This window comes from Kitasatospora sp. NPDC036755, assembly GCF_040636595.1.
In the GTDB taxonomy this organism is placed as follows: Bacteria; Actinomycetota; Actinomycetes; order Streptomycetales; family Streptomycetaceae; genus Kitasatospora.
On sequence record NZ_JBEZUT010000087.1, the window covers coordinates 1 to 13,204 of the forward strand.

7 protein-coding genes and 7 pseudogenes are annotated in these 13,204 nt (G+C 70.6%); 5 read left to right on the plus strand and 9 right to left on the minus strand.

The genetic code is table 11. The annotated features are described in order from the left end of the window. Together AB0E96_RS15660 and AB0E96_RS15665 are read left to right on the plus strand one after the other, a co-directional pair. Positions 1-511 (plus strand): annotated as a pseudogene (locus tag AB0E96_RS15660) (hypothetical protein); the annotation flags it as partial. 65 nt (positions 512-576) lie between these two features. After that, positions 577-1,257, plus strand: coding sequence for a GPP34 family phosphoprotein (locus tag AB0E96_RS15665; protein ID WP_359823409.1), 681 nt, complete (start codon positions 577-579; stop codon positions 1,255-1,257). A 67-nt stretch (positions 1,258-1,324) separates the two neighbouring features. Here the strand turns inward: AB0E96_RS15665 and AB0E96_RS15670 are convergent, their stop codons facing one another. Further along, positions 1,325-1,741, minus strand: coding sequence for a DUF3592 domain-containing protein (locus tag AB0E96_RS15670; protein WP_359823412.1), 417 nt, complete (start codon positions 1,739-1,741; stop codon positions 1,325-1,327). Between the two features lie 262 nt (positions 1,742-2,003). Between AB0E96_RS15670 and AB0E96_RS15675 the strand changes: the two genes are divergently transcribed. Further along, positions 2,004-2,912: a right-handed parallel beta-helix repeat-containing protein gene (locus AB0E96_RS15675; RefSeq protein WP_359823434.1), complete on the plus strand. Its 909-nt coding sequence runs from the start codon at positions 2,004-2,006 to the stop codon at positions 2,910-2,912. Between the two features lie 77 nt (positions 2,913-2,989). On the opposite strand, the pseudogene AB0E96_RS15680 reads toward AB0E96_RS15675, so the two are convergent. Beyond that, positions 2,990-3,241, minus strand: a pseudogene (locus AB0E96_RS15680) (oxidoreductase C-terminal domain-containing protein); the annotation flags it as partial. A 127-nt stretch (positions 3,242-3,368) separates the two neighbouring features. Here AB0E96_RS15680 and AB0E96_RS15685 point away from each other — a divergent pair. Together AB0E96_RS15685 and AB0E96_RS15690 are read left to right on the plus strand one after the other, a co-directional pair. Then, positions 3,369-3,467: pseudogene (locus tag AB0E96_RS15685) on the plus strand (IS481 family transposase); the annotation flags it as partial. Between the two features lie 243 nt (positions 3,468-3,710). Beyond that, positions 3,711-4,382 (plus strand): annotated as a pseudogene (locus AB0E96_RS15690) (reverse transcriptase domain-containing protein); the annotation flags it as partial. 46 nt (positions 4,383-4,428) lie between these two features. Here AB0E96_RS15690 and AB0E96_RS15695 read toward each other — a convergent pair. The 7 genes and pseudogenes from AB0E96_RS15695 to AB0E96_RS15725 form a co-directional block, all read right to left on the minus strand. Next, positions 4,429-4,662 (minus strand): annotated as a pseudogene (locus tag AB0E96_RS15695) (transposase); the annotation flags it as partial. A 72-nt stretch (positions 4,663-4,734) separates the two neighbouring features. Next, positions 4,735-5,667, minus strand: a complete 933-nt coding sequence (locus tag AB0E96_RS15700; RefSeq protein ID WP_359823413.1) for an LLM class F420-dependent oxidoreductase — start codon at positions 5,665-5,667, stop codon at positions 4,735-4,737. Positions 5,668-6,145: 478 nt separating this feature from the next. Next, positions 6,146-6,589 carry a TIGR03668 family PPOX class F420-dependent oxidoreductase gene (locus AB0E96_RS15705; RefSeq protein WP_359823437.1) on the minus strand — a complete coding sequence of 148 codons (444 nt, stop codon included), beginning with the start codon at positions 6,587-6,589 and terminating at the stop codon, positions 6,146-6,148. A gap of 22 nt (positions 6,590-6,611) precedes the next feature. Continuing rightward, positions 6,612-7,441 (minus strand): annotated as a pseudogene (locus AB0E96_RS15710) (LLM class F420-dependent oxidoreductase). 263 nt (positions 7,442-7,704) lie between these two features. Beyond that, a pseudogene (locus tag AB0E96_RS15715) lies at positions 7,705-7,851 on the minus strand (ISAzo13 family transposase); the annotation flags it as partial. A gap of 57 nt (positions 7,852-7,908) precedes the next feature. Further along, positions 7,909-8,091, minus strand: a complete 183-nt coding sequence (locus AB0E96_RS15720; protein ID WP_359823416.1) for a hypothetical protein — start codon at positions 8,089-8,091, stop codon at positions 7,909-7,911. 490 nt (positions 8,092-8,581) lie between these two features. Continuing rightward, entirely contained in the window at positions 8,582-12,955 is a 4,374-nt protein-coding gene (locus AB0E96_RS15725) for a ricin-type beta-trefoil lectin domain protein (RefSeq protein ID WP_359823419.1), read from the minus strand. Between the last annotated feature and the right edge of the window lie 249 nt (positions 12,956-13,204).

The window sequence follows — 13,204 nt, forward strand, 5'->3', positions numbered from 1 at the left end:
CCAGGACCGGCTCGACGCCGCCGTGCGGCAGGACGCCGCCGAACGTCCGGACGGCGGCGGCCTCGACCCGCTGCTGCGCCCCACCCGGGAGGCGCTGCTGGCCCGCCGCACGCACCGGGCCCCGCGCTGGAGGCGTCTGCTGCAGCGGGGCTCCTCCGGTGCGGCGGCCTGGATCCGGGCGGAGGCCGACGCCCAGGCCGAGCGCCTCGGCCGCCGAACGCCGGGCACCGAGCACGTCCTGCTCGCCCTGCTGGCGGCGGGTGAAGTGGCCCGCCACGAGCCGGGGTTGGCGCCGGAGGCCGACGGTGGCGAGCTGCTCGGCGGGCTCGGTCTCGGCTACGCCCGGGCGTACGCCGCGTTGGAGTCCGGCAAGGTGACGCTGCCCGCCGACCCGCGCTCGGTCGAGGCCTATCTGGCCGATCTCGCCGGTCAGGGCACGGACCGGTTGGTCCGGGCGTTGTTGGAGGAGGACACGCGTGCCCGGCGTCTGGCCGAGGCCCTGCGCGGCTGAGGCGCCGCCGGGCCGGGGCGCCGTACGGCCGCGGGACCGTGGGGACGAGGAGAGAGGGACATCCGATGCACGTCACCCTCGCGGAGGAGCTGATGCTGCTCTCGCTGGACGACGAGTCCGGTGTGGCGAAGGACGCCGCCACCGCCGCCTGGGCCGCCGCGGGCGGCATCCTGGCCGAGCTGGTGCTGGCCGGGCGGGTCGCGATCGAGGACGGCCGGCTGAGCGTCACCGACCGCACCCCGACGGGTGAGCCGCTGGTGGACGGCCGGCTGGCCCGGCTCGACGAGTGGGTGGCCGGGCGCCGCGCGGGCCGGGCCAAGGCGGCCGACTGGCTGGTCAAGGACCGGGCCACGGTCGTCGCGGACACCGTCGGGCGGCTGTGCGAGCGGGGCCTGGTGGCCGAGGAACGGCGCCGGGTGCTGGGCATCTTCCCGGTCCGCCGCTACCCGGAGGCGGACGACAGCGTGGAGCGCGAACTGCGCGAGCGGTTGGCCGCGGCCGTGTTGAACGGCGCCGAGCCGGACGTGCGCACCGCCGTGCTGGTGGCCCTGTTGCACGGCTCCCGGCTGCACCGGCTGGCGTTCCCCGGGCTGCCCGGCAAGCGGGTCGAGCCGCGCTTCGCTGAGATCGCCGCCGGTGACGGGGCGGCCGAGTCGGTCCGTGAGGCGATCCGGACCATGCAGCTCACCATGGTCGCCGTCACCACTGCGGCCGCCGTGGCGGCGACGACCGCCGCGACCGTCTGAGTCCGCGGGCGGGCCGCGCGCCGAGCCGGGTGCGGCCCGCCCGGCGGGTGTCGCGGTGCCGCACCGCTCAGAGCACCGTGGCGCCGAGGGTGATCGAGCCGAGCACCACCAGGACCCCGAGTGCGAGGAACCCGTACTCCAGTCCCGTGCGTTCCCGTCCGTCCACCAGGACCTGCCGGGGGTCCGCCGGGTCGTAGCGGACCGGGACGAAGCCGCCGTCCGGCAGCGGGTGGCGGGGGGTGGAGGGGACGGGGGAGAAGATCTCGACCACCCGGCCGTCCTCGGTCTCGAACTGCAGCAGCGGCCGCGGCGGCAGCGCGTGGTCCTCCGGCGCCAGGGCGCGCTCGCGCACCAGTGCCCGCACGGGGACGCCGACCCGGCGCAGCCGCCGCAGTTCGCGCAGGCCGACCACGCCGGCGAGGTAGGCGACCACGCCGCCCAGCGCACCGAACACCACCACGGCGAACCCGGCCGTACCGCCCATCGCCGCCTCCCTGTCCGCGGGTCTGCGAGTCCGCGAGTCCCCAGGGCTCCAGTATGGCGCGGGCGGGGCGCTCTTGACGCCCCGGAATGGTCCAGTCCACTCTGAGTGGCGGCATGTTCCTGTCATCATCGGCCCTCCGTCACCACACCCCGGCCGGTCCCGACCACCGCAAGGAGCACCGTCCGTGACCAGGCGCCCCGCCGTCCCCGCCGTCCTCGCCGCGCTCACCGCCCTCACCCTCGGCTGCGCCGCCCCGGCGGCCGTGGCCGCCGCCCCCGTCGCCCCGGCGGCCGTGGTCAAGGTCAGCACCGCCAAACAGCTCCAGGGCGCGCTCGCCGCCGCCGCGCCCGGGCAGACCATCCAGCTCGCCGACGGCACCTACTCCGGCAACTTCAAGGCCACCACCCCCGGCACCGCCGCCGCCCGGATCACCCTCACCGGCTCCGCGAAGGCCGTCCTCACCGCGCCGTCCGGCGGCGGCTACGGCCTCCACCTGAACGGCGCGAGCTACTGGACCGTCCAGGGCCTGACCGTCACCGGCGGCCAGAAGGGCATCATGGCCGACTCGGCGAACTACGTGCTCCTCGACGACGTGACGGTCCACCACACCACCATGGAGGGCGTGCACTTCCGCAACTCCAGCGCCCACGGCACGCTGCGCGGCTCGCGGATCCACGACACCGGCCTGAACCGGGACGGCATGGGCGAGGGCGTCTACGTCGGCACCGCCAACACCCTGACCGACCGCAGCGACTACGTGCAGATCACCGGGAACACCTTCGGTCCGAACATCGGCGCCGAGAACGTCGACCTCAAGGAGGGCACCACCGGCGGCCTGGTCTCCGGCAACACCTTCGACGGCGACGGCCTCACCGGGCGCAACTACGACGACTCCTGGGTCGACGTGAAGGGCAACGACTACGTCGTCGAGAACAACACCGGGCGGCGCACGACCGACGACGGCTACCAGGTCCACAGTGTCCGGCCGGGCTGGGGCTGCGGCACCGTCTTCCGGGGAAACCGCTCCGACCTCACCGGTGCCACCGGGCCGGACCGGTACGCGATCGACGTGACCGACTACGACGCGGCCACGTGCGGGGTCACGATCGGCGCGGGCAACACCGTCACCGGGGGCCGGGGCCTGGTGAACCCCGGCATCCCCGTCGGCTGACGGCCGTGCCCTTCGGCCGACGGCTGGGGCCCGGTGGCCGACCGACGGACCCGTCGGCCGGCCACCGGGCCCGCCCGCTACAGCGAGTCGAGCGGCACGGCCGGGTCGGCCAGCGCCTTGGTGTCCACCACCCGTCCCGAGCGCACCAGTTCGCGGATAGGGTCGGTGACGTCCCAGACGTTGACGTTCATCCCCGCGAGCACCCGGCCGCCGGAGAGCCAGAACGCGATGAACTCGCGGGTGGCCGGCTCCCCGCGGAACACCACCTGGTCGTAGCCGTCCGGCTCGACGTAGCCGACGTACTCCATGCCGAGGTCGAACTGGTTGCTCGAGTGGACATTCATGCATGTCACCTGACCTGCTGGGGCGGCACGTGCGCGAACTCGCACGGCGCCTGTCCACACCCTGCGGACCGCGCTGGGGCCGGCCCGCATCGCCGACCTGCTGCGACTCAACCGCTCCCGGCTGTGGCGTGACGCCCTCGCGGCCGGCGGGATCACGCACAAGCGCACCCGCCCCTATCGGCCGCAGACCAACGGCAAGGTCGAACGCTTCAAGTTCGCCACGAGGCGCTCTGTCGTGTCCCCGACATAGCCGGGAGGAAATCGAGAGGAGGTTCCTGGGCCTAATGGCTTACCTGAATCCGAAAGGTGAAGAGGACGAGAGCATGCCAGGAAACCGGCAGCCGGGTCCAGGCGTACGGGGCGGCGTGCAGGGAAGGCCCGCGCGATCTGGCGACATCGGGCGAAGGGGACAGGTGATCGGACACCCGAGGGCGGGGAGGTATGCGAAATCGAAATGCAGAGCGCCGAAACGGTGCTGAGTGTCCTGAATGAGCGCGGCAGGCATGGTCTGCCGTGTGGGGAACTGTATCGACAGAGGTTCAACCCGCAGTTGTCTCTGCTGGCCTACGGGCGTATCTACTCCAACAAGGGGGCGATGACGCCAGGGGTCACGCAGGAGACCGTGGACGGCATGTCGATAGGGCGGATCAATCGCATCATCGATGCGATGCGTCACGAACGCTATCGATTTCGTCCGGTGAGGCGAGTTCATATCCCGAAGAAACAGAGCGGGAAAACTCGTCCTCTCGGCCTGCCCACTTGGTCGGACAAGCTGGTCGGCGAGGTAGTGCGCCTCCTGTTGGAGGCGTACTACGAGCCGGCGTTCTCCGGCCGATCCCACGGCTTCCGTCCTCGCAGAGGATGCCACACCGCACTGCGCGAACTTGCCAACACCTGGACGGGGGCGACCTGGTTCATCGAGGGCGACATCGCCGACTGCTTCGGAAGCCTGGACCATGGGGTCCTGCTCCGAGCTCTGGGTGAGAAGGTCTACGACAACCGGTTCCTGCGGCTGGTGCGGAACATGCTGACAGCCGGATGCCTGGAGGACTGGACCTGGCACGCGACGCTCAGCGGAGCCCCGCAGGGCGGCGCGGCCTCACCGATCCTGTCCAACATCTACCTGCCTGCCGAGAAGCACGGACCGGTCGCCACCTTCATCCTTGACGCGCTCAAGCTGCGGACGGATGATCTCCAAGGTGTACCGTCGCGCGGATCATGAGACTTCCCGTGCGCAGCTTGGGGGTGGCCAGGTCCAGGTTGCCGGCCCGGGTGGTCAGCGTCTTGTCCCGGTGTCCGTTGTAAAACGTGGTGCGCGTCTCGGTGTGCTCGTTCCACTGGGCGCCGATCCGGGCCGTGGCCTCGGCCGTGATCAGCTCCTGAAGCATCCGCTCAGCCACACCGCGGACGAGTTCGAGCCCGTCTGCCGAACGTAGGTGTGCGCCCCCCGGGGGCGAGCCTGTTGCGGGGGAGTGGCCTCAGATCCCCGCGCTGCGGATGCCCGCGTGAACCCGGGCTGCCAGATCGGCGAGTTCGTCGGCATCCCGCGCGTTCGCCTGGAGGTCGAGCAGCACCTCGTCCGCCCCTGCGGCCGCATAGCCGGCGGTGTCCTGGACGATCTGCTCGACGGTGCCCACGAAGGGCTGCCGCTCGGCATCGCGGACCGGGGCTTCGGTGATCCGGATATTCGCCCTCGCACAGATCTGAAGCGCGCTCGCATCGCGGCCGTACGATGCGGCCCGCTCCTTGATCTCGCGCCACTGGGAAGCCAGTTGCTCGGGTGTGATGCCTGTCGGCAACCAACCATCGGCACGGCGGGCCAGCCGGTCCAAGGCCCTGCCGCCGGACGCCGCCAGGTAGACGGGGATGGGGTGCCGGGGCTTCGGTCCGACCTCGGCCTCGTTGATCATGGAACGCCTGCCCTGGTATGACACCGGGTCCGGGCCCCACACCGCTGCACAGACATCCAGCAGCTCGTCGAGCACGGCTCCGCGTTCCTCGAAGGGGGCGAGCCCGGCGGCCGCGTACTCGTCCAGCGACCAGCCCGTCCCCAGTCCCGCGACCACCCGGCCGCCGCTCGCCGCATCCAGCGTCGCAAGGGCGCGGGCGAGCTGAAACGGGCTGTGCAAGGGCGCGACCAGCACACTGCTGCCGAGCCGGGCCCGCTCGGTCGCCGCGGCGGCGACCGAGAGGACCACCAGCGGATGGGCAACCGACCGGTAGGAGTCCGGCCAAGCCAGTCCTGGCATGTTGTACAGGCCCTGCCGCGGACGTTCGGGGAACAGCACCCGTTCGAAGACCCACAGGCTGTCGTAGCCGATTCGCTCCGCTGCCCGCGCCGTCTCTGCCGGAGCATGTGCGAGGTCGTACCACTTCATCTGCGGCAGCCCGAATCCCAACCGAATAGCCATGGCTCGATCCTCGCTTCCGGTGCTCCCGGCCGCAGTCGCTGTACCCCCGTCTGCAGGATCTGTGCCTGTCGGTGCCGAGCACCGCGATCGATGTCGCCATCCACGCAGCCACCGCCCAGTCCCACCTGCGGTACGTCGTTCTCTGGCGCCGAGTGCGGAGATGCGTGACCTTCCATCTGGAGGATCGACGGCAGGGCCGTGGCCCGGCGGCCGGCTGTTGTGCGAGAAGAGCACGGCGAGGTCGGCTTCGGTCACCAGGCGGGCGGCCACGGGGGCCTCGCACTCGGTCAGGCGAGATCCGGAGCCCGGGGTGGTGGGGCGCCGGGTTCATCATGGTGCTCGGCCCGCCGGTGACGGCATGCCGGCAGCCGGCACTCGGCGACAATCTCGAAACGGTTCCCGACCAGGCCTTCAAGGGCCATTTCCTCATCCGGGAAAGTCGCCCCTTCACTCTGGCAGGCGAGTTGGGATCGCGACCTCAGCGAAACCGCTGTGGCCGCCCGCCTGGGCCCGGGCGGGCGGACCAGCCGAGCCAGCGTCGGACGGCGACCTGGATGACAGTGCCGTCCGGCGGCAGGTCCGCGTACTGCGCGTACTTGGCGGTCAACAGGCCGGCGGCGGCGCAGTGTCCGGCTGCTGCGGGATCCGGCAGCAGCCGGGCCTCTCCGTCGGCCCGGACCCACCACAGGAGCTGCCAGTCCTCGTCCCAGTGTTCCACCAGCAGGCAGACGGACGGGTTCGCCGCGATGTTCGTCAGCCGTTTCATGTGCGGAGTGCGTTTGGGCTTGCGGTCGACGGCGGTCACCACCAGATCGCCGGACACGGCGAAGGTGACCGGTACCAGGTGCGGGCGGCCACCCCGGTCCACGGTGGCCAGCACGGCGACCCGAGCAGCCGTGAACCGCTGCCGGGCCTCCGCCATCACCAGATCGGGCACGGGCCGGTCAGCGGTGCGCGGCGGCGAGCGCTGCGAACCGGTCGAGGAGTGGCAGGGTCTGTTCCTCGGGTAGCCTCGGGAGTGCGAACAGCAGCCCGGCGATGTCGAGTTGCAGATACTCCTCGATTTCTTCGGGTCGTGCGGCGCCATGTACACGAGGACCTGCTTGTCGGCGGTGCCGGTCACCTTCCGTAACTCCTCGATCCGCTGGGCCAGTTGTTCGGGCGGAAGGCCGACCGCCAGCCAGCCGGCACCGTACTCGGCGATCCGCCGGAAGGTGCATGGGCTGTTCCCGCCGACCCAGATCGGCGGGTGCGGCTTCTGCACCGGTTTGGGCCAGCAGTACGACGGATCGATGTGCACCAGCTCGCCGTCGAAGGAGGCCACCTCCTTGGTCCACAACTCCCGCATGGTGCGAACCCGTTCGTCCATCAGTCGGCCGCGGGTGTGCGGATCGGCGCCGTGGTTGCGCATCTCCTCCAGGTTCCAGCCCGCGTCGATGCCGAAGTCGGCCCGCCCGCCGGAGATCAGGTCGAGGGTGGCGACCTCCTTGGCGGTGATGATCGGGTCGCGCTGGACCACCAGGGAGATCCCGGTGCCCAGCCGCAGCCTGCCGGTGACGGCCGCGACCGAGGCCAGGGTCAGGAACGGGTCCAGCGTGCGGTAGTACACCCGCGGCAGGTCCCCGCCGCCGACGTACGGGGTTTCCCGGCCGGCCGGGATGTGCGTGTGCTCGGCCAGGAACAGCGCGTCCAGCCCGCGCTCCTCCAGCGCGCGACCGAGCGCGACCGGTGCGATGCCCTCGTCGGTGAGGAACGTCGAGACCCCGAACTGCATCGGCGGTGTCCTTTCCGGCTTGTTCCGGCGCCGTCCCCGCCTGGCCGAGGGGAGAAGTCCACGGGGTCCGGCGAGGCTGAGGTCGTGCCGCTGTCGGCGTCGAGCGGGACCACGTGTCGTCGTACGCCCTGCCGTCCCGCAGCACCACCGCCGGGCGGCCGGCGACGGTCTTAGCCTGCGTCGACGGCACACCGGCTCGTTCATGGACCCTAGCGACGAGGCGGTCCCAGCGACCCGCTGCACCGCGACGGTCGGCGTGCCCGTTCGACCGCGAACGCGGCGGTGTCGTGGTCGGTGCCGACGCTGACCCACCCGGTGTTCGCGGCCAAGTCGTAGACACCGTAAGGGATCGCCTTGCCGAGTTGTTTGTCGGGGAAGTCGTGGGTGGACACCTCGACCGGCTCGCCGGCGACCCGGAGCCGACGTGTCGGGCTGACACAGCGAAGACGCGGTAGGGGCGGGAGGGATCAGCTGGTCCCTCCCGCCCCGACCGCGTCTTCCAAGGGACTGACCCGGACGAGCTCGGCGGGCTGCCGAAGCAAGCCACTGCGGAGTCCGGGCACCGACGACGACTGGACGCTCTTCAGGGCCTCGGACAGCAGCGTGACCAACTCCTCGATGATCGGCAGGCGGGCGTCGGGTCTGCTCACGGCCAGGACCTCGCGGTGGCGAGCGCGGGGCCGACGCTTCCTGACCTGCTGCGATTGGGAGCAGAGCGCGCCAATCCATTCAGTTCGAATCCGGAGCCTGCGTGTGCCGGACCGACGCCCCAGAGGTCATCGCTCGCAGTTATGCCCTGACACTGGCTCTGAACCTGCAACAGCATCGTACGGTCTGTCGTCAGGCATGGATGCGGGGGAGTGGTGGACTGTCGGCGCCGTGCTCGCGGGGATAGCTCCTTGTGGCTGTGTAGTGCACACAACTCGCGTACAAAGCCAGGCACCGCCACCGAAGTGACGAGACAACGTCTCGTCACTGCCGCCGAAGAGCCAGATCTACGCATGACCAGCGAAGACGCACCCGTCGCTCTCGGAGAGGCGGTCCGCAGGGGCTGAGCCACTGGCTCGGTACACCTCGACCGGTGCCCCGGAGTACGCCGCAGGCCGCGACGTCCGTACATCGCGGCCTGCGGTCGAGGGGTCAGGGGTTCACGGGCAGGCTCGGAGTCCTCAGCGCGGGGAAGCTCCAGGTCTGGGCCGGAGTCCCGTTGCAGTCGTGGGCGGCGAGGCGGTTGCCGGGGTTGGTGTCGTTGTTGGGCAGGTCGAGGCAGTGGTTGGTCGCCGGGTTGTAGAGGCTGCCGTCGGCCCGGGGGAGCCAGGTCTGGTTCCCGGCGCCAGGCACACAGTTCCAGAGGCCGACGCCGGCTCCGTTGGCGGTGCTGCCCCCAGTGATGTCCAGGCACATGCCGCGCAGACTGACGGACCCGTTGGCGGGGTTGACGGTGAGGGTCTGGTTGGCGCCGTTGTTGCAGGGCCAGATGGCGATGCCGCGGCTCGTGTCGTCACCGGGGACATCGAGGCAGTTGCTGCTGGCGGCGTGGCGGATGGTCATGCCGGTGGCGGGTGGGGCGACGGGGGTGTTGTACACGGCGAAGTTGCTGACGCGGCCGTTGTAGCTGGTGGTCTGCTGGCCCTGGTACTGGTAGCGGCCGAGGACCAGCCCGCCGCTGGGGGCAGGGCTGGTGGCCGCGTTGTGGTAGGCGCTGCCGGCGAGCGTGCCGTTGACGTACAGGCTCATCTGGCCAGTCGTGGCGTTGTAGCTCGCGGTGAGCTGGGTCCAGACGTCGCTCTTCACCAGGGCGGTGCTGTTGGTCACCGAGGTGTAGTCGTACGGCCAATTGTTGTCGTCCGCGTGGGCGAGGGCGAAGCGCCAGGCGCCCCCGTTGCCTTCGCTCCAGAGAAGGAAGCTGCTGGCCCGGGTGGTGTTCTGGCTGGCTATGACGTTGCCGGTGCCGGTGGACTTGGCCCAGGTGCTGATGGTGAAGCTCTGGCGGGTGTCGACGACGGGCTTGCCGGTGGTGGCGGCGGAGGTGCTGCCGTTGAAGACGGCGACCTTGGCGGCACGGCCGTCGACGGTGTCGTCGGCGAAGGTGAGGTCGCTCGGTACGGCGTCGTTGCCGGCCGGGGCGGAGGCGGTGTCGCCCTGCAGCTTCCACTGGGCCTGCGGTGCCTGGGTGTTGCCGCGGTAGTGGTCGCCGTTGAAGCCGGTCACGACCTTGCCGGTCACGGCGCCCGGCCAGGTGTGCAGGTTGCCGGAACTGTCGAGGGCCCACAGGTCGGGCACACCGTCGCCGGTCACGTCGCCGTCCGCGCCGACGGTCGGGAAGTCGGCGGTCGTGACGCCCGCACCGATCTTGGTGGCGGCGGGGGCGACAGCGGTGACGGCGGTGTAGTCGCCGAACGCGTCGGTACGGGTCTGGGTGGTGAGGGTGTACTGGACGATGTCGCCGGCGGTGCGTCCGCCCGCGGTGGTGCGGGCGCGTGCCCACAGGGCGGGGGTGACCGGGGTGGTGCCGGCCGGGTCGACGGCCAGGGTGTTGCCCGGAACGATCAGGTCGAGGGTGTCCCAGCCGCCGGTGGCGACGAGGTTCGGGGCCCGCAGGGTGTGGTTGGTGTCGGCCGGGTAGTACCAGAGGTTGCCGGACTCGACCGCGAGGATGCCGGTGGCGTTCTTGACCTCGCGGTTGGGGGTGCGGGTGTCGGTGGCCGAGCCGATCGGCGTGATCTGGGTGGTGTACCGCCAGTCCTCGTCCTGCCGGTAGTCGGGGCACGCGGCCGCGTCGCCCTCGCAGTTGGGGCGACTCAGCGACCTCTTCAGGTTCGCCGTGAACCGTCCCGGGTCGGAGAGCTTGTTGGAGTAGTAGTAGAGCGAGCTGCCGCCGTCCCGGTGAACGAACAGGTCGTCGGTGTTCAGGCCTGGGTCGAGCGAGCCGCGGTGGGTGACCTTGTAGTCCTTCCAGGTGCGCCCGGTTTCGGGTGCCTGGTTGGCGGGGGCGGCGGTGCCGGTCGGCGGCACGCTGGTGTTGCCCGGGTCGGTGGCCCGACCGTGGGTGATCAGGTTGCCGGCGCTGTCCGGGACCAGGATGTCGGGGTTGGCGTCACCGGTGGTGTCACCGAAGGCCACCGGACCGGGGGCCCAGGGCACGTAGAAGGAGTACGACATGGTCTGCGAGGCGTTCGCGGCGTCGTCGAAGACCTGCGCGTACAGCACGTTGGTGCCCCAGTGCGTGGGCTTCACCCTGATCTCGCTGACGTTCAGCGTGCTGCCCGCGTTCGCGCAGTTCTGCGTGTAGTCGGCGAGCTGCGGGTCGAATCCGTAGCGGACGCAGACGACGCCCGAGGCCAGCAGGCCGGAGGGGTTGGGGTCGTAGGCCGTGAAGGGGATCGAACCTTCCTGGCCGAGGCGCAGGTTGGTGGTCTGGCCGTTGCCCGACGGCGGGAACTGGGTGTTCGGGTCGGTGAAGGTGCCGAACGCGGCGACCGGCGGAGTGGTGTCGACGGCGAAGTGGCACGCCGGGGTCGACGGGCCGCGGAGCAGTCCGTCGTCGCCCTGTGTGGCCCAGCCGTAGATGTGGCCGTCCTTGAGGGTGAAGCGGGGGACGTTGTAGGAGGCGCGGCTGCCGTTGGGCACGAAGCCCGACCAGCCGTTGCTGACGCTCGGGGAGCCGGACGAGGAGTCGTCCCAGATGTTGACGTACTCGGTGAGCTGGGACTGGTTGTAGCTGCTGACCACCGAGGTCAGATTGACGGTGCTGTCGGTGATCCAGCGCAGCGAGGAGACGGGCCCGGCGGCGCAGCTCTCGCCCTCGCCGCGGGTGACGCTGTGCGCCGCGGGTGAGGTGCGCGGGTCGCCCGGCTGCAGCGGGAGATGGTCGTACTCGGTGGACAGGACGGCGTCGTAGCCGAAGCGCTTGAAGCCCATCTTGTCGCCGGTGCCCTCGTTGCCGACCAGGGCGAACGCCAGGGGTCGGCCGGTGTCCGCGAGGGCGTTGCGCATCGGGGCGGTGACGTTGAAGTCGACGGGGACGTCGCCGTAGCAGGCCGAGTTGGTCCCGTTTCCGGGTACGTTCTTGCCGTCGACCCGCTCGTACGTCCGGTGGCTGTTCCAAGAGATGGAGCCGTCGAACGCGTCAGCCCGGTAGACGGTCACCGGGTAGGTGGTGCTGCAGGAGAAGTCGGCCGAGATGTACTGCGACACCCGCAGGTTCGCGTAGTTGATGGCCGTGTTGGGCAGGTAGCCGTTGAGGTTGAACTCGTACAGCGCCCGCTCGACGCCCTTGGTGGTCTCCCAGCCCTGGAAGCCGACACCCGGTCGGTCTCGGTCCGCCGAGCCGGTGCGGTCGAAGTTGCCGACCCCCGGGTAGGCGGACTGGACCCAGGCGTGGTGGCTCTTGCCGCGTGCGTCGTTCGACCAGGACGGGTCGACGTAGATCGGGTAGCTGGTGTCGGCACCGTCGAGCAGCTCCGGGCTCGGCGACAGCTTGATCGCCCCGACGCCCTTCGCGTCCGTGGCCGCTGACACCGGGACGTCCGCCACGGTGGCCTTCGGACCGGGACCCTCCGCGGTGCTGGGCGCGTCGGGCTCCTGTCGGGTCGGGCCCGCGCCCACCTCGGACGGAGCCGTCGCGGGGGCGGCCGCGACGCGCGTGGTGAACGACGCCTTCACGGCTCCGGTCCCGGTCGGTGTGGCGGTTCCGTCCGTCGCGGGGGCCGAGGCCGACCACATCTGCGGCTTCGGGGCGGTGAAGACCTCCTGACCGCCGCTCAGGGCCTTCAGGCTTCCGTCCCCGTTGGCTGCCAGTTCCATGCCCTTGGCCGTGGCGGGGAAGTTCAGCGAACGCACCGCTGGGTTCGCGGCGGCGGCCGGTGTGTGCAGCACCAGGACCGTGCTGTACCCGCCGAACCGGTCGGCCGTCACCTTCAGGTCCGTGTCCGGCGCCACCGACGTGAAGAGCGCACTGTTGCCGCTCACCACCGGGACCGGCAGTGCGCCGCCGAACGGGGACCCGACCGACAGCTCCTTGCCGTCCCTGGTCCTCATCGTCGCCAGCGGGCCACTGCCGCCGCCGGAGATCACCAGGCCCTCGCTCGCCGCGGCGGGCGCGTACGTCCCGTCAGGACGGCGCACCAGCGTGTCGTCCAGGGACGTCCACGAGCCGTCGGCCCGCTTCACCCGCTGCGCGTCCATGTGCTGCTCTTGGCGGAGCCGGCCGCCGGGCGTCGCGGTGGTGATGCTGAACTCGTCGGTCAGCGCGGGGATCGGCACGTCCTTGCCGGTGCGCTTCGCCTCCGCGATCGCCAGCTCGGCCGGGCGCGGGTCCAGGAGCTCGCCCGCGTGCTTGGCGTCCCCGGCCTCGACCATCGCCTGGAGGTCCTCGGGACCGTCCGCTACCGCGACCGGGGCGAGTGAGAGCAGGCCTGCGGAAACGACCAGGACGGTCGCCGCCGACAGGCTCCGGAATCCGGTCGGACGCTTCTTTCTTTGGGCCGGAACTGATCTTTGACGATTCGTCAAGAACGCTGATGTGGTGCGCACACGATTTCCCTGCATATCAGCCTCTGGCGCGGACTGCGTAGAGGTCAGCCGAACAGTGTCAGAGCTGGTCAGGGCGGTCAAGATCTTTTTTTGATAACTGTCGCAACAAAGGTGGTTGAAATACCCCAAAGCGGCATTGTGATGTGCGTCGCCCAAGCCTCCTGGGTGCCGTTGGTGCAGATTGATGATCAATTGCCAATAGAATCCACAGTCAATGGCCTATTAAAG